The sequence below is a fragment of the Lysinibacillus sp. HST-98 genome (genome assembly GCF_016757845.1).
In the GTDB taxonomy this organism is placed as follows: domain Bacteria; phylum Bacillota; class Bacilli; order Bacillales_A; family Planococcaceae; genus Lysinibacillus; species Lysinibacillus capsici.
In genome coordinates, this window is record NZ_JAENHX010000012.1 from 19240 (window position 1) to 36958 (window position 17719).

General features: G+C 38.6%; 14 protein-coding genes. 13 read left to right on the forward strand and 1 reads right to left on the reverse strand.

The window, feature by feature from the left end; all coding sequences use genetic code 11:
• Positions 1–23: 23 nt before the first annotated feature.
• From pcrA to rlmD, 12 genes are all read left to right on the forward strand, one after another.
• Positions 24–2276: a DNA helicase PcrA gene (gene pcrA / locus JIN86_RS20645; protein WP_004225713.1), complete on the forward strand. Its 2253-nt coding sequence runs from the start codon at positions 24–26 to the stop codon at positions 2274–2276.
• A gap of 14 nt (positions 2277–2290) precedes the next feature.
• Positions 2291–4294: an NAD-dependent DNA ligase LigA gene (gene ligA / locus JIN86_RS20650; protein ID WP_004225711.1), complete on the forward strand. Its 2004-nt coding sequence runs from the start codon at positions 2291–2293 to the stop codon at positions 4292–4294.
• A 122-nt stretch (positions 4295–4416) separates the two neighbouring features.
• Positions 4417–5556, forward strand: coding sequence for a CamS family sex pheromone protein (locus tag JIN86_RS20655; protein ID WP_004225709.1), 1140 nt, complete (start codon positions 4417–4419; stop codon positions 5554–5556).
• Between the two features lie 233 nt (positions 5557–5789).
• Positions 5790–6077 carry an Asp-tRNA(Asn)/Glu-tRNA(Gln) amidotransferase subunit GatC gene (gene gatC / locus JIN86_RS20660; protein WP_004225708.1) on the forward strand — a complete coding sequence of 96 codons (288 nt, stop codon included), beginning with the start codon at positions 5790–5792 and terminating at the stop codon, positions 6075–6077.
• A 24-nt stretch (positions 6078–6101) separates the two neighbouring features.
• On the forward strand, positions 6102–7565 hold the full coding sequence (gene gatA, locus JIN86_RS20665) for an Asp-tRNA(Asn)/Glu-tRNA(Gln) amidotransferase subunit GatA (protein WP_004225706.1): 1464 nt from the start codon (positions 6102–6104) through the stop codon (positions 7563–7565).
• A 1-nt stretch (position 7566) separates the two neighbouring features.
• Positions 7567–8994: an Asp-tRNA(Asn)/Glu-tRNA(Gln) amidotransferase subunit GatB gene (gene gatB, locus JIN86_RS20670; protein WP_009374262.1), complete on the forward strand. Its 1428-nt coding sequence runs from the start codon at positions 7567–7569 to the stop codon at positions 8992–8994.
• 157 nt (positions 8995–9151) lie between these two features.
• Positions 9152–9715 carry a thioredoxin family protein gene (locus JIN86_RS20675; protein WP_202342753.1) on the forward strand — a complete coding sequence of 188 codons (564 nt, stop codon included), beginning with the start codon at positions 9152–9154 and terminating at the stop codon, positions 9713–9715.
• A gap of 73 nt (positions 9716–9788) precedes the next feature.
• Positions 9789–10703: a diacylglycerol kinase gene (locus JIN86_RS20680; protein ID WP_004225701.1), complete on the forward strand. Its 915-nt coding sequence runs from the start codon at positions 9789–9791 to the stop codon at positions 10701–10703.
• 461 nt (positions 10704–11164) lie between these two features.
• A complete protein-coding gene (locus JIN86_RS20685; protein WP_202342754.1) occupies positions 11165–12511 on the forward strand; it encodes a cytochrome ubiquinol oxidase subunit I in 1347 nt (448 codons plus the stop codon).
• On the forward strand, positions 12508–13533 hold the full coding sequence (locus tag JIN86_RS20690) for a cytochrome d ubiquinol oxidase subunit II (protein ID WP_004225693.1): 1026 nt from the start codon (positions 12508–12510) through the stop codon (positions 13531–13533). Before JIN86_RS20685 ends, JIN86_RS20690 begins: the two co-directional genes overlap by 4 nt.
• A gap of 13 nt (positions 13534–13546) precedes the next feature.
• Positions 13547–13669, forward strand: coding sequence for a cytochrome bd oxidase small subunit CydS family protein (gene cydS / locus JIN86_RS23830; protein ID WP_004225690.1), 123 nt, complete (start codon positions 13547–13549; stop codon positions 13667–13669).
• Between the two features lie 109 nt (positions 13670–13778).
• Positions 13779–15146: a 23S rRNA (uracil(1939)-C(5))-methyltransferase RlmD gene (rlmD, locus tag JIN86_RS20695; RefSeq protein WP_202342787.1), complete on the forward strand. Its 1368-nt coding sequence runs from the start codon at positions 13779–13781 to the stop codon at positions 15144–15146.
• A gap of 234 nt (positions 15147–15380) precedes the next feature.
• Here rlmD and JIN86_RS20700 read toward each other — a convergent pair whose 3' ends face one another.
• Positions 15381–16106 carry a FadR/GntR family transcriptional regulator gene (locus JIN86_RS20700; RefSeq protein WP_004225682.1) on the reverse strand — a complete coding sequence of 242 codons (726 nt, stop codon included), beginning with the start codon at positions 16104–16106 and terminating at the stop codon, positions 15381–15383.
• A 225-nt stretch (positions 16107–16331) separates the two neighbouring features.
• Here JIN86_RS20700 and JIN86_RS20705 point away from each other — a divergent pair, with 225 nt between their 5' ends.
• On the forward strand, positions 16332–17717 hold the full coding sequence (locus JIN86_RS20705) for an FAD-binding oxidoreductase (protein WP_202342755.1): 1386 nt from the start codon (positions 16332–16334) through the stop codon (positions 17715–17717).
• Positions 17718–17719: the final 2 nt, after the last annotated feature.

The window sequence follows — 17719 nt, forward strand, 5'->3', positions numbered from 1 at the left end:
AAATGTTTGTAAGGCGGTGCGAAATGGAACAGTTAACAAAAAATTTACTAGCAGGCATGAATCCTGAACAAGAAAGAGCAGTTAAAACAACTGAAGGACCATTACTCATTATGGCAGGTGCTGGGTCAGGAAAAACACGAGTTTTAACACATCGTATTGCTTACCTAGTTATCGAAAAGGAAGTATATCCTTCTAAAATTTTAGCGATTACATTTACAAATAAAGCAGCACGAGAAATGCGAGATCGTATTGATGGCATTCTTGGCAATGGTACTGGCGATAGTATGTGGGTATCGACTTTCCACTCCATGTGTGTAAGGATTTTACGTCGTAATATCGATCAACTAGGCATTTCTCGTAATTTCTCTATTTTAGATTCTACGGATCAGCTTTCAGTCATCAAAAATGTGATGAAGGAAGAAAATATTGACCCAAAACGTTTTGAGCCACGAGCAATTTTAAATGCTATTAGTGCGGCAAAAAACGAGTGTATAGCAGCGGATGATTACGCTGGACAAATGAATGATAAAAACCCTTATGAACAAACAGTTGCACGTGTCTATAAAGGCTATGAGAAAAGATTACGCCGCAACCAATCCCTTGATTTTGATGATTTGATTATGACGACGATTACGTTGTTTAAACGTGTACCTGAAGTGCTTGAATATTATCAAAATAAATTTCAATATATTCATGTCGATGAATATCAAGATACCAATAAATCTCAGTATTTACTTGTACAGTTACTAGCAAAGAAATTTAAAAATATCTGTGTTGTAGGTGATTCCGATCAGTCCATTTATCGTTGGCGTGGTGCAGATATTGGGAATATCCTATCCTTCGAAAAGGATTATCCTACTGCAAAGGTGATTATGTTAGAGCAAAATTATCGTTCAACTAAACGCATCCTACAAGCAGCCAATGACGTCATTCAAAATAATACAACACGTTACCCAAAAGAATTACGCACAGAAAATTCAGAAGGTGAAAAGATTGCACTATATAAAGCTTATAACGAGCAAGAGGAAGCGCAATTTGTTGTACAAACGATTCAACAGTTAATTGAAAAAGAAAATCGTTCCTTTGATGACTTTGCTATTTTATATCGTACAAACGCTCAATCTCGTGTAATGGAGGAAGTACTTGTTAAGTCCAATATGGCCTATCAAATAGTAGGTGGAACAAAGTTCTATGATCGAAAAGAGATAAAGGACCTACTAGCATATTTACGACTTATTGCCAATAATGATGATGATTTATCACTAGCACGTATTATTAATGAGCCAAAGCGCAGTATTGGTGCAACTTCCTTTGAAAAAATGGCACGTTATGCAATAGATCAGGATCGTTCGATTTTTGACGCGATGAATGATCTTGTTTTCATGGGACTATCAGGGAAAGCAGCAAATTCGGCTGAGCAATTTTATGCCATGATTAAAGGCTTTACACAAATGCAGGAATATCTGTCTGTCACTGAAATTGTGGAGCAAGTTATTGATAAATCGGGTTATCGAGCAATGTTACAAAACGAAAAAACAATTGAAGCAGAAAGCCGTTTAGAAAATATTGAAGAGTTTTTATCTGTCACAAAGGCTTTTGAAGAGCGCAGTGATGATAGAAGCTTAATCGCCTTTTTAACCGATTTAGCCCTTATAGCTGATATTGATGCACTCGACAAAGAGGATGCATCCAAGGGCAATATTATTTTAATGACGATGCATGCAGCTAAAGGCTTAGAGTTCCCAGTTGTCTTTATTATCGGTATGGAGGAAAACATTTTCCCACATTCCCGCTCACTAGACGATCAAGATGAAATGGAAGAGGAACGCCGCCTTATGTACGTAGGTGTGACTCGTGCTGAGGAACGTCTATATTTAACCTGTGCCCAAAGCCGTACGATTTTTGGTCGCTCAAGCTTTAATAATGCCTCCCGATTTTTAGGTGAAATTTCTCAAGATATTACAGAGTCAATTTCTAAGGCAGGGACAACATCAACAGTACCATTTGCTACTAACAATCGTTCAACCGGTGGCCATCAAAAGCGTACACTTGGTGCTATTCAGCAAACACAACCTGCCACCGCACGTTTACAAGCAACGGGCGGAGATCAATTTGGATGGAAGGCTGGAGATAAGGCGATTCATAAAAAATGGGGAACAGGTATGGTTGTTAGTGTAAAAGGTGAAGGTGATAGTACAGAGCTCGATATCGCATTCCCACAACCAATTGGTATAAAGCGATTACTTGCTCAATTTGCACCTATTGAAAAAGCGTAAGCGGAGGAACGTAAATGAACGAAATAGAACAGCGTATAGCGGAGTTAAATAAATTATTGCATGAATATGGTTATGCCTATTATGTGTTAGATAAACCTGTCGTAGCTGATAGTGTCTATGACCAGCTATTACAGGAACTGATTGCATTAGAAGAAGCAAACCCATCCCTAATTTACCCTGATTCTCCTACGCAGCGTGTTGGTGGGGCAGTGGTAGAGGGCTTTAAAAAAGTGACGCATGATTACCCGATGCTTAGTCTTTCAAATGCTTTTAATGAAGCAGATTTACGAGAATTCGATCGTAAAGTACGTCAGGCTATCGGAGATCAATTTTCTTATGTATGTGAGCTGAAAATAGATGGTTTGGCTATTTCATTAAAATATGAAAATGGCATGTTTGTACAAGGGGCTACAAGAGGAGATGGTGTGGTAGGAGAAGATATTACCGCCAATTTAAAGACAATCCGTGCGATTCCCCTTCGTTTAAAGGAACCCATTACGATTGAAGTACGTGGTGAGGCATATATGCCGAAAAAATCTTTTGAAAACTTAAATGCCCAACGTGCTGACAATGGTGAGGAGTTGTTTGCTAATCCTCGTAATGCTGCTGCTGGCTCATTACGTCAATTAGACCCTAAAATTGCGGCCAGTCGCCAATTATCAACGTTTATCTATGCCATTGGTGGAGACGGTGAAGTATATGGTATCGACGGTCATGCAGAAATGCTTGATTATTTAGAAGGCCTAGGCTTCCCTTCAAATAAAGAACGCCAACGATGCTCTACGATTGAAGAGGTAATGGCCTTTATAGAACATTGGACAGAAAACCGTCCAAAATTAGCTTACGAGATTGACGGAATTGTTATTAAAGTTGACCGTTATGCTCAGCAAGATGAACTAGGTTATACAGCAAAGAGTCCACGCTGGGCAATTGCCTACAAATTTCCGGCAGAGGAAGTTGTTACAACTTTACTTGATATTGATTTAACAGTAGGTCGTACAGGTGTTGTTACGCCTACAGCGATTTTAACCCCCGTACAAGTAGCGGGAACGACGGTTCAACGTGCTTCTTTACACAATGAAGATTTAATTCGAGATAAGGATATTCGTCTTGGAGATACAGTTATTATTCGAAAAGCTGGTGACATTATTCCCCAAGTTGTAGGTGTGCTTATAGAACAACGTCCTGAGGATTCAGTCCCTTTTGTCATGCCAAAAAATTGCCCTGTTTGTGATAGTGAATTGATTCGTATTGAAGGCGAAGTTGCCTTGCGCTGTGTAAATCCTGCCTGCTTTGCGCAAATCGCAGAAAGCATAAAATATTTTGTTTCTCGAAACGCGATGAATATTGACGGTCTTGGGGATAAAGTAGTGGAGCAATTATTGCGTGCAGATTTAATACATGATGTTTCTGACCTGTATCATTTAACGGTGGAGCAACTTGTGGAATTGGAACGTATGGGCGAAAAATCAGCAACTAATTTAGTAAATGCTATTCAAGCATCGAAGGAAAATTCGATGGAGCGTTTGTTAATTGGACTAGGAATTCGTCATGTTGGTGAAAAAGCAGCCAAAATCGTATCAGAGGAATTTGGTTCAATGGAAGCCGTGATGGCTGCAACAGAGGAGCAGCTTGTGGCAATTTATGAAATTGGAGATAAAATGGCTTCATCGTTAGTGGAGTATTTCTCAAATGAAGATGCACGAGCAGTCATTGAGCGTCTTGCTGATGCAGGCGTGAATATGACATACAAAGGTAAAAAAGTAGAAGTGGCGATAGGTGATAGTCCTTTTGCAGGTAAAACAATTGTCTTAACTGGTAAACTTGAGCAATTGACACGCAACGAAGCAAAAGCGAAAATAGAAGAGTTAGGTGGTACAGTCACGGGTAGTGTCAGCAAAAAAACAGATCTAGTGATCGCAGGTGCGGATGCAGGCTCTAAACTAACAAAGGCTGAGCAATTGGGTATCGAAGTTTGGACTGAAGATAACTTAATTGAACAACTTAACCTCATCTAATAAGTGCATGATATCCTCCCTTTTTATGAATAGGAAGCGATATCTGGTGCACAATCGTTACATCAAGGCGTCGAGTAGTTTCGTCGACCTAAAATTGACTATTAGTAAAGGAGCACTAAATAATGAAGTCTTTTCGACTCATTCCAGCAATCGTAGCTGCTGCAATGCTAGTCGGCTGTGTGCCTTCTGACAAGAAGGAGACAGAGCTTACACAGGAAACGCAACAGAAAGAAAAAGCTGAAACAACAATTATTCCAAGCATACAAATTGATGAATCTTATTATAAGACGCTTATCCCTTATAAAGAGAGTGCAAGTAGAGGTCTAGTGGTTTCTAACATTTATACGAAATATGATATGAAGGAAGTTGAATCAGGTTTAATGCGTTTATCTCAAAATGAGTTCGACACAGAAAACTACTACTTCCAAGAAGGTCAATATTTAGCTGAAAGTACAGTAAGCTCTTGGCTTGCTCGTAGTTCACAAACAGAGGATGGATTAAATCCACCGACAACAGACACAATGACACCTGAGGAGCGAGCAACAAAGGCTCCAGTTTATTTATCCCATATTGTAGAGCAAAACTACTTAACAAAAACGAAGGATAATAAAGTGAAACTAGGTGGGATTTCAATCGGTCTTGCCTTAAATTCTATCTATTATTATCAAAAAGAACAGTATGGGGAATATTACGAGGAACCAATTTCAGAGTCTACTCTTATTGAGCAAGGCAAAAAAATGGCTGCTGAAATCGTTTCTCGTTTACGTTCACGTGAAGAGTTAAAGGATGTACCGATTGTGGTCGGTTTGTTTAAGCAGCAAGCCCGTAATCAAATTATTCCAGGGACATACTTTAGCTATGGTGTAGCAAAAGCTGGGCAGAACAGCATCGCTGATTGGGAAGGTATAGATGAAAATTACGTCTTGTTCCCAACAGATGATTCACAAGATGTATACCGAGATGTCAACAATAACTTCAAGAACTTCAAACAAGATGTTGATAAATATTTTTCTAACTATACAAGTGTGATCGGTACTGGTTTCTATCGTAATAAACAAATACAAAATCTTTCGATTGAAATCCCAATCCAATTTTTCGGCAAAGCAGAGATAATAGGATTTACGCAATATTTAACAGGGATTTTAATCAATCAATTTGATAATATTCATGTGGAAGTGAGTGTTACTTCAGTGAATGGTCCTGAGGCATTAATCATCAAAAAGGCCAATGACAAGGACCCTTACGTGCATATCTATGATTAATATAGTCAGCCTTTGTGCTGACTATATTTTTTATGGTAATGGATTGAAATAGAGGAACACAACAGGATGATAGAGACAACACTTTGTTATAGTAGTGAAAGTTTCTATATTTTTAGTGAAAGTTGTGATTTTTAAAATGAAAAATGTTATGATTATTGGCATGGTTAACTTTATTCAACCCTATTGTTATCAATAAAAACAATGAATTGAACAAGTATTCGGAGGTGTGAAAAATGGCTAAATTAACAAAAGAAGAAGTAAAGCACGTGGCAAATTTAGCACGTCTTGCAATTACAGAAGAAGAAGCAGAGAAATTTGCTGAACAGCTTGGCAAAATTACAGACTTTGCGGAGCAGTTAAATGAACTGGATACAACAAATGTTGAACCAACAACGCACGTTTTACCATTAGTGAACGTAATGCGTGAAGATGTAGCAGTAAAAGGTTTAGACCGAGAAGTAATGATGTTAAACGTAAAAGAACAAGAAGATGGTCAAGTAAAAGTACCAGCTATCATGTAATACTAAAACATAGGAGGATTCCTCATGACGCTATTTGAACGTTCAGCTAAGGAGTTACAAGCAGAAATTAAAGCGGGTAACTTATCAATCGCTGACTTAACGAAAGAAGCATACGAGCGTATTGCAAAGCTTGATGGCGATGTACAAGCATTCCTTGCTTCAAACGAAGAAAAAGCAACTGCTCAAGCTGCTGAAATGGATAAAGTACCATTTGAAAAGCGTGGACCATTATTCGGTCTACCGATCGGTGTGAAAGACAACATCGTAACAGAAGGCTTAGAAACAACATGTGCCTCTAAAATTCTAGAAGGCTTTATGCCAATCTATGATGCAACTGTTGTCAACAAGCTACGTGAAGCTGGCATGATTACAGTTGGTAAATTAAACATGGATGAATTTGCAATGGGTTCTTCAAACGAAAACTCATACTATAAAACAACAAAAAATCCATGGAACTTAAACCACGTACCAGGAGGTTCTTCAGGTGCATCTGCAGCAGCTGTAGCAGCTGGTGAAGTACCATTCTCTCTTGGATCAGATACAGGTGGTTCAATCCGTCAACCTGCAGCTTACTGTGGTGTTGTAGGGATGAAACCTACATATGGTCGTGTATCTCGTTTTGGTCTCGTTGCATTCGCATCTTCTCTAGATCAAATTGGACCAATTACACGCAATGTTGAAGATAATGCGCTATTACTAGAAGCTATCGCTGGATTAGATCCAAATGATTCGACTTCTGCGAATGTTGAGGTGCCAAATTACGCTGCAGCTCTTACTGGTGATGTTAAGGGCTTACGTATTGCTGTGCCAAAAGAATTCCTTGGTGAAGGCGTTGGTGAAGCAGCTCGTCAATCAGTGCTTGCAGCATTAGAGGTATTAAAAGGCTTAGGCGCTACTGTAGAAGAGGTATCACTTCCTCACTCAAAATATGCACTAGCTGCGTACTATATCCTTTCTTCTTCTGAAGCGTCTTCTAACCTATCTCGTTTCGATGGTATCCGCTATGGTTTCCGTGCAGAAAACGTGACAAATTTAATGGACCTTTATAAAGAAACACGTGCTCAAGGCTTTGGTGATGAAGTAAAACGACGTATCATGTTAGGTACTTACTCACTAAGTGCAGGTACGTATGATGCGTACTACAAAAAAGCACAACAAGCACGTACACTGATCAAAGCAGACTATGATAAAGTATTTGAAGACTTTGATGTTATCATTGGACCAACAGCTCCAACACCAGCATTCAAGATTGGTGAAAATGTTGATGATCCAATGACAATGTATGCAAACGATATTTTAACAATCCCGATGAACTTAGCAGGTGTACCAGCAATTTCAATTCCTTGTGGCTTTGAAAACGGTCTACCACTAGGTTTACAAATAATTGGTAAATATTTCGATGAAGCAACTATTTACCGTGTGGCTCATGCTTTTGAACAAGCTACTGAGTTCCATAAAGAAGTTCCTCAAATGTGGGAGGGAAAATAACATGAACTTTGAAACAGTCATTGGTTTAGAAGTACACGTTGAGTTGAAGACAAACTCAAAAATCTTCTCACCAGCACCAGCTCACTTTGGTGCTGAACCAAATACAAATACAACAGTAATCGATTTAGGCTATCCTGGGGTCCTACCAGTCCTGAACAAAAATGTAGTAGATTTCGCTATGCGTGCAGCACTGGCACTCAATATGGAAATCGAGCAAGAAACAAAGTTTGACCGTAAAAACTACTTCTATCCAGATAATCCGAAAGCTTATCAAATTTCACAATTCGATAAACCAATCGGTAAAAACGGCTGGATCGATATTGAAGTAGACGGCTATACAAAACGTATCGGTATCACGCGTCTTCATATGGAAGAAGACGCTGGTAAACTTTCACATGCTGGTGACCATTCACTAGTTGACTTTAACCGTCAAGGAACACCGCTTGTTGAAATCGTTTCTGAGCCAGATATTCGTACACCAAACGAAGCATATGCATATCTTGAAAAATTAAAATCGATTATTCAATATACTGACGTATCTGATTGTAAGATGGAAGAAGGCTCACTACGTTGTGATGCCAATATTTCTCTTCGCCCTTATGGTCAAGAAGAATTTGGTACAAAAACAGAGCTTAAAAACCTGAACTCCTTCAACTATGTTCGTCGTGGTTTAGAGCATGAAGAATTACGTCAAGCAGATGTATTATTATCTGGTGGCGTGATTGAGCAAGAAACACGTCGTTTTGATGAAAAAACAGGTAAAACAATTTTAATGCGTGTTAAAGAGGGAACAGATGACTACCGTTACTTCCCAGAGCCAGACTTAGTTCGTCTTTCAATTGATGATGCATGGTTAGAGCGTGTGAAATCTGAAATTCCAGAGCTTCCAGATGCTCGTAAAAAACGCTATGTTGAAGAACTAGGCTTAACACCTTATGATGCTGGAGTTCTTGTTATCTCTAAAGAGATCTCAGACTTCTTTGAGGCAATGGTAGCAAAGGGGGCAGATGCTAAGCTTTCTGCTAACTGGTTAATGGGTGATGTTTCTGCTTATTTAAACGCAGAGCAAAAAGATCTAAAAGATACTGCATTAACACCAGAAAACCTTGCTGAAATGGTGAAATTAATCACGGACGGTACAATTTCTTCTAAGATCGGTAAAAAAGTATTTGCTGAATTAGTAGAAAATGGCGGCTCTGCGCAGGATATAGTGAAAGCAAAAGGCTTAGTGCAAATTTCTGATGAAGGTGCATTACTAGCAATCGTAACAGAAGTTTTAGATAACAATGCTCAATCTATCGAGGACTTCAAAAATGGTAAAGACCGTGCGATTGGCTTCTTAGTTGGTCAAATTATGAAGGCAACAAAAGGTCAAGCTAACCCACCAATGGTTAATAAATTATTACAACAAGAAATTGCCAAACGATAATACTCGTTGTAACATAATAGCCGAGAGAGCTTCATTGCTCCCTCGGCTATTAATTTTCAAAAATGTAACAAATTTGCATTTTACGAAACTTAATAGTTGTTTAAAAAGAGTATTCATAGCAAAATATAGAATAGACAGTAATAAGGGGGACGAGCCAATGAAAACAGAACAACAGTATTTTAATGAAGCTATATCAATACAACAATATATGGAGAACATGACGACGTTAAAAGAAGAAAGCTTTCGTATTTATGATGGCTTTGAAGTACCAACAAACGATGGTGTTATCGGGTTATTAAAAGAAAAACAACCTAAAATTTTAACAATTACAGAGGATTGGTGCGGAGACGCAATGTTAAATAATCCAATTATTCGTCGTATTGCTGAAGCGGCAGGATTAGATATGCGTACCGTTTTCCGTGATGCTGATACAGAGCTAATTGATCGTTATTTAACAAACGGTGGCCGTGCAATTCCGATTTATCTATTGTTAGATGATGCAGGAGATGTGATTGGAAAATGGGGACCACGTGCACCAGAATTACAAGAGTTCGTCGTAACGAAACGAGCAAGCTTACCAGATAAAGAAGATCCAACCTTTGAAGAGGCACAAAAGACTCTTTATGCAGAAATTCGTGAGGAAAATATCTCCAATCAAACATATTGGACATATGTTTATGAGGACTTTAAGAAGCAAGTAACAGAAGCATTACAAAAATAACAAGAGTATTGCAACATTTCAACCTATAAATACGTTGAATGAAGTAGAATCTTATGAAGCAGGAAGGTATGTTATGAAACGAGCAAGAATCATTTATAATCCTACATCTGGACGCGAAGTGTTTAAGAAACATCTACCAGAGGTGTTGGAAAAACTAGAGGTAGCAGGCTACGAGACATCCTGTCACGCAACAACATGTGAAGGTGATGCAACGCTTGCAGCAAAAAATGCGGTAGAACGCGGTTTTGATATCATCATCGCAGTTGGTGGAGATGGCACATTAAATGAAGTTGTTTCAGGTGTAAGTCCATTTGAAAACCGTCCGAAAGTTGGTCTAATTCCAATGGGCACTACAAATGATTTTGCCCGTGCCGTGCATATCCCTCGAAATATTGAAGAGGCAGTAGACATTATTATTCAAGGCGACACATTACCAGTGGATGTTGGTCTCTTAAATGGGGAACGCTATTTCATCAATATTGCTGCTGGCGGACGTATAACAGAGCTAACTTACGAAGTACCAAGCAAAATGAAAACAATGCTTGGTCAGTTAGCCTATTATGTAAAGGCAGTTGAGATGATTCCATCCATTAAAGCCTCACATATGCGCATTGAATATGATGGCGAAGTATTTGATGGCGACGCTATGATGTTCCTATGTGGGTTAACGAATTCAGTAGGCGGCTTTGAAAAACTAGCTCCTGATGCAAGCATTAATGATGGTTACTTTACTTTAATAGTGCTAAAGAAGGTAAGTCTTCCTGAATTTATTCAACTAGCTGCTATGGCATTAAGAGGCGAACATTTAAATGATGATCGGGTCATCTACAAAAAAGCTAGCGTTGTCAAAGTTACTACAGAAAATGAGGTCCACCTTAATCTCGATGGCGAATATGGCGGAGACGCTCCCGCTACATTTGAAAACCTAAAGCGTCACATCGAAATCTTTGTTCCACTCGCAGATATTCGAGAGGAAGACCGTATTTAATGAACCCGAAAAGCTCATCCGATTTTATTGAGGATGAGCTTTATTTTGTATTTTTGGGTTGATTGCTTGAAGCGCTCTCAAAGAAGGAGTGGCGCTCTAAAGGAAGTGAAAAGCGTTCCAAATCCTCTTAACGAAAATTCCATCACTAGAATAAAACTGGCTAAATTCCATAAAAGAAGCTTTAGAAGTAAGATTGTGAATGAAATTAGAAAAATGTTTGGCAAATGTGCGTATATTACTTGAACAAAATTTGAAACCTTAATAATAGACTGAAATTTCGGTCCGTTATTAAGGTTTTTTTCGTTGAAATAGTGGAAAATGGGGGTATGGATAAGGGAAAGGAAGTGTTGCCTTTGTATAAGTCACAAGAAAAGAAGCTTATATGGCTAAGCTTTGGTGTTGCAATCATTATGCTACTTTCTATTCTTGGAAGAATATTTGGAAGTTAAGGGGGCAATGAGATGATTAATGAATCAGCGGTCTATTGGAGCCGAGCATTAACGGAGTTAACATTATCGTTCCATATTATTTATGCAACAATTGGTGTGGGTGTCCCGTTAATGATTATGATTGCTCAATGGACTGGGTATAAAAAGAATGATGAACATTATATCTTAATGGCAAGACGTTGGGCCCGTGGTTTTGTCATTACTGTAGCTGTCGGTGTGGTAACTGGAACCGCAATCGGCTTACAACTATCATTATTGTGGCCTAATTTTATGCAACTCGCTGGTCAAACAATTGCGTTACCACTTTTTATGGAAACGTTTGCATTTTTCTTTGAGGCGATATTCTTGGGCATCTATTTATATACTTGGGATCGCTTTGATAGTCAGAAAAAGCATATGCTTCTGTTAATCCCTGTTGCTGTCGGAGCATCGATGTCAGCAGTCTTTATCACAATCGTTAACGCTTTTATGAACGCACCAAGAGGATTTGATATCGTAGACGGAGAACTTGTTAATATTCAACCTTTTCTTGCAATGTTTAACCCCGCCATGCCAACAAAGGTTGCGCATGTACTTGTGACAGCATACATGACATCGGCATTTGTGCTAGCAGCTATTGCAGGATTTAGAATGTTAAAAGGCTCGAAGCATGTATACCATAAAAAATCACTACTTTTACTAATGAAAATTGGCTTGATTTTCTCCATTGCAGCCGCTGTGATTGGAGATTTTTCAGGAAAATACTTAGCCGAATATCAACCCGAAAAACTAGCCGCAGCAGAATGGCATTTTGAAACAGAAGGTAAGGCTTCTCTTGTATTATTTGGTGTCTTAGAGGGAGAAGAAGTTAAATATGCTATTAAAATTCCGTATGCTTTAAGTATTCTTGCACATTTTAATCCTAATGCAGAGGTAATCGGCTTAGATCAATTTGAGGAAGAGGATCTACCGCCACTCTATATTCACTATCTCTTTGATATCATGGTTTCCATTGGTATGTTTATGGTGCTAGTTTCATTACTTTATGTTGTAGGGAAAGCACGGGGCTGGCAGTTTATTCATTCACGATGGTATAGATGGATTATCGTAGCGGGAGGACCACTATCAATTATCGCGATTGAAGCAGGTTGGTGGCTTGCCGAAGTTGGACGTCAACCATGGATACTTTATGGACTAATGCGTACACCTGAGGGAGCTACGACGAGCGACCATGTGGATTTAATGCTGCTTTTATTCGCAGGCGTCTATGCAGTATTAGCAGTGGGAAGTATTGTCGTATTGGTAAGAATGTTTAAAAAGAACCCAATCGAACGTGAGATTGAAGATCGCCACTCTGAAAAAGGCGGTGACATCCTATGACGTTAGAGATTTTAGGTATTTCAGTATTATGGATATTCCTATTTGGCTATGTCATTGTCGCATCGATCGATTTTGGTGCTGGCTTCTTTAATGCATACAGCCTACTTATTGGAAAAAATCATATTTTAACAAATATTATTAAACGTTATTTATCGCCTGTTTGGGAAGTTACCAATGTCTTTTTAGTATTCTTCTTTGTAGGAATCGTAGGATTTTTCCCGCAAACCGCTTTTTATTACGGAACGATTTTACTTGTGCCCGTTAGTATTTCGCTTGTACTATTGGCAATTCGAGGCTCCTACTATGCCTTTGAATCGTATGGTACACGAGGCCATATCGGATATACACTGACATATGGTGTAGCAGGTTTATTAATTCCCGCTTCTTTATCCGTTGTCTTTGCCATTGCTGGAGGAGGCTATGTAGATGTAATTGATGGGCAGCCTGTACTGAACTACTGGACTTTATATACAAGTCCATTTGCTTGGAGCATAGTGGTACTAAGTATCGCTGCTGTATTGTATATTTCAGCCGTATTTTTAACATGGTACGCACATAAAGCAAATGATAGCGAAGCAACGAAACTGATGAGAAAATATGCTCTTGTGTGGGCAGCACCGCTAATGATTAGTGCGCTTGGCATTATGTATGAAATGAAATCCATCAACCCAGAGAGCTACAGTCATATGGTGAATTTATGGTGGATGTTTGCGATTTCAGCTGTCTTATTTATTGTCACAGTCGTACTCATTGCCATGCGTAAAAAGTACGGACTTGCAGTTGGGCTTCTGATTGCTCAATTTGCCGTAGCCTTCTTTGCTTATGGAATAGCTCAATATCCATACCTACTGTATCCGTATTTAACCATTTACGATAGCTTTACAAGCACACAAATGGCGATCGCTTTAGTTATCGCATTTATTTTAGGACTGTGTCTTCTTCTTCCTTCACTTTATTTATTGATGAAACTATTCTTATTCAATAAAAAATATGTGACAGGAAAAGAAGACAATCACGCATAGGAGGAAAGCACATATGCAAAGTTTTTTAATTTTTTATGCACCTTTTATTGTCGTCATTCTTGGGATCTTGTGTGCATTTTGGTGGGCACCAAGGGATTATCATATTACAAAAGAGCAGGAAAAGAGTCGCGAATAGCGACTCTTTTTTCAAGTTAATTAGCAGAGACACGCAACAGCCAAGTCTTGTTCTTTTTTCATTCGCCAACACATGCTACAATAAGGAGATTGAAATGGAGGATGTACGAATGTCAGCACCCGTGAAAAAAAATGAACGACTTTCAGTTTATATAGAAGATCTAACGCATGATGGCAATGGTGTCGCAAAGGTTGAAGGTTATCCACTATTCATACAAGGCGCACTGCCAAACGAAACGGCCGAAATCCATGTGTTAAAAACATTAAAAAACTATGGCTTTGCAAAGGTAATAGATATTATCAAGCCATCTCCAGACCGTGTTGAAGCTCCATGTGATTACTTCAAGCAGTGTGGCGGCTGCCAATTACAGCATTTATCCTATGAGGGACAGCTAAAATGGAAAGAAAATATGGTGCGCAATGTGATGCAGCGCATTGGTAAAATTCATGCACCTGTTCACCCAGTAAAAGGTATGAAAGAACCTTGGCACTACCGTAATAAAGCCCAAATTCCTTTCTCTGAAAATGAAGCAGGACAAGCGATTGCAGGATTTTATAAAACAAAAACGCATAGCATTGTGGATATGGATCGCTGTTTAATTCAAACAGGAGAAGCAGATGCAATTCTTGCAGGCTTGAAAAAGGAATTAGCAACGTTAGGCATTCGCTCTTACAATGAGCATACACATGAAGGCATGTTGCGTCATGTCGTTATCCGTAAAGCACGAGCAACAGGCGAAGTCATGGTTGTCCTTGTAACGAAAAAGCAAAAATTCCCACAAAAAGAGGCAGCTATTGCAGTCATCCAAAAGCTAGTACCAAACGTTACATCAATTATGCAAAATGTGAATAGTGAGAAAACCAATGTTATTTTTGGTGATGATACAATCAACCTTTGGGGTAAAGACGTTATTATTGATACAATTGGTGACGTACGTTTTGAAATCTCTGCTCGTTCCTTCTATCAAGTCAACCCAGAGCAAACAGAGGTCCTCTACAAGCAAGCACTAGATTATGCTGACTTGCAAGGAGATGAACGTGTCATTGATGCGTATTGTGGAATTGGTACGATTTCTTTATTCCTTGCTCAAAAAGCAAAGACCGTAATGGGCGTGGAAATTGTCCCACAAGCGATTGAAGATGCCAAACGCAACGCACTGCTTAATGGCTTTACAAATACTTATTTTGAAGCAGGCCCAGCAGAGGAAGTTATCCCAAGATGGTATAAAGAAGGCAAGGAAGCAGACGTACTAGTAGTTGATCCACCGCGCAAAGGCTGCGATGAAGCATTGCTAACTACTATTCTAGAGCAACGACCAAAACGAGTGGTCTACGTATCCTGTAACCCAGCCACACTAGCACGCGATCTACGCATTTTAGAGGATGGCGGCTATCACACACAGGAAATCCAGCCAGTAGATATGTTCCCACATTCGACGCATTGTGAAGCAGTAGCATGGTTGAAGTTAAACGAGTAACCCATTACTAAACTCACCTACACAATAAAAAAATTACCGTTTTAGGACATATTTCATTTAAAATAATTTTTTGTTTATCAATAAAAACTCGGATTCGATCAAAAACGAATCCGAGTTTTTTCCATGTAATTTCATCCATCTGAAACCTTCATTAATTGAGTCAATTCACATTGACAATAACCATTCAAAACATCTCATCACTTATAAACTATATATAATTGTGTTTCTCTAGTTTTAATTGTTTTTTTCTCCAATATGACTTAAAAGGGACTCTGTCAGTTCTCGTCTTATTTGCGTGATATGGTTTTCCATGAGTTGCTTAGCTTGGTTCGCATCTCCAGAAGCGATGGCTAAGTAAATTCTTTTATGTTCATCGATAGTCTCTTGCGTTCGTTCCGAATCTTCCAAGCGTTGTCTGCGGGTAGCCCGGATTGTGTCTTGCATATGCTCACTAAGGGTTTGAAATAATTGTAAAAATATTGAGTTATGTGAAGCAAGTACAATATTAAGATGGAAACTTAGGTCTGCTTGAATTCCTAATTCTACATCATTTTTACCTTGATCCATCATATCTAATGCTTTGCTAATTCGTTCTAAGTCTACAGAAGTAGCTCGTCGTGAAGCTAAAAAGGCACACTCTACTTCAAGTGCTTGGCGAAGCTCCAACATTTCATAAATTAATTTTTTTTCAGTATTTATAATTGTAGAGGAAAGCTCTTCGCCTAAAGTATGGGATTCAGCTGTTTTAATAAAGCTACCACTGCCTTGTTTAATTTCAATAAATCCCTTTATTTCAAGTTTTCGAAGTGCCTCTCTCACCGATGTTCGACTGACATTAAAACGACTCGCTAATTCTCTTTCTGTCGGGAGTTTATCCCCAGGCTGTAATTCACCATTTAAAAAATATTCCTTTATTTGATCAACGATAACTTGATACGCTTTTTTCTTTGGTTGAGGCATTACCTATCTCACCACCTTAAATACATAGTACTATAAACGCTTTAATCATACAGAAATACAGCATGTTTATCAATTTAAGAAAAAAATTAATAGTTGATATTTTCTGAATATTTAGTACAATGTAAAAAAGGTTGGACCAATTTTAATGATATAGAAAATTGGTATGACATATAAATTTATCAATTAAACAATCCAAATACTATGAGAGCAAAAGGGGAAGTAAAAATGATTACTACGAATGCAGAATTGGTGATGGCTCTACGTAGAGTTCTTCCAGAAATTGAAGTGACAATCAATCAAACGATTTTAGAACAGCATAGCAGTGATGAATCCTATCATAGCGCCAGTCTTCCTGATATTGTGGTGTTTCCGACAAAGACAGAAGAAGTGAGTAAAATAATTAACATAGCAAATCAATACAAAGTACCGATAGTGCCATTTGGAAGAGGAACAAGCTTAGAAGGACATGTCATCCCATATAATCATGGGATAACGATTGATTTTTCACTTATGAACAGAATAGTAGAAGTTAGAGAGAAGGACTTTCTTGTGAAAGTTCAACCAGGGGTAACGCGTTCTCAGTTAAATAAAGAATTGAAGAAATATGGATTATTTTTCACCGTAGACCCAGGAGCAGATGCAACAATTGGAGGAATGGCGGCAACAAATGCTAGTGGGACAACATCTGTTAAATATGGAACTATGCGCGATCAAGTTCGAGATTTAGAAGTTGTTCTCTCAGATGGAACAGTGATTCATACAGGAAATTTAGCAGAAAAATCTTCATCAGGCTACCATTTAAATGGGCTTTTCGTGGGGTCTGAGGGAACACTTGGTTGTTTTACTGAATTGACGTTAAGAGTCTACGGTATTCCTGAATGTGTAATGGCTGCTAGAGCATCCTTCAAAACAGTGAATGATGCTGTGGAAGGAGTGGTGAGTATTCTACAAGCGGCAATTCCCATTGCAAGAGTCGAACTTGTAGATGAACCCTCAATGAAGCAAGTGAACTTGTATAGTCAAACAGCTTATGAGGAACAACCAACCTTATTTTTAGAGTTTGAGGGGAATGAGGCTGGCTTAAGGCAAGATGTAGAATTTATGAAAGAGATTGTAGCGGCTCATAATTGTGAAAATATTGAATTTGAGATGGATAATGCAGCCCGAAATCAGCTATGGGAAGCTCGCCATAATTTAGCTTATGCCTATGTCCATGGACACCCAGGAAAAAAACTAATGGTAACCGATGTTTGCTTACCGATATCCGAATTAGCAGGTGCTATAGAACATGCAAGAGAAGCACTTGATATGTTAGCGCTTACAGGTGGGGTTGTTGGACACGTTGGTGATGGCAATTTCCATGTACTATTAATGATTGATATGAATGATCCAAAAGAAATAAAGAAAGCTGATGAATTGAATGAATTGATTGTGATGTATGCACTTGAACGAGGAGGAACTTGTACAGGAGAACATGGTGTGGGCATTGGTAAGCAGAAATATCAAGAGAAAGAACACGGTAAAGCACTTCTAGTGATGGAAAAGATTAAACAAGCACTTGACCCTGACACACTTTTCAATCCGAATAAAATATTGAAAATAAAAATATAGGG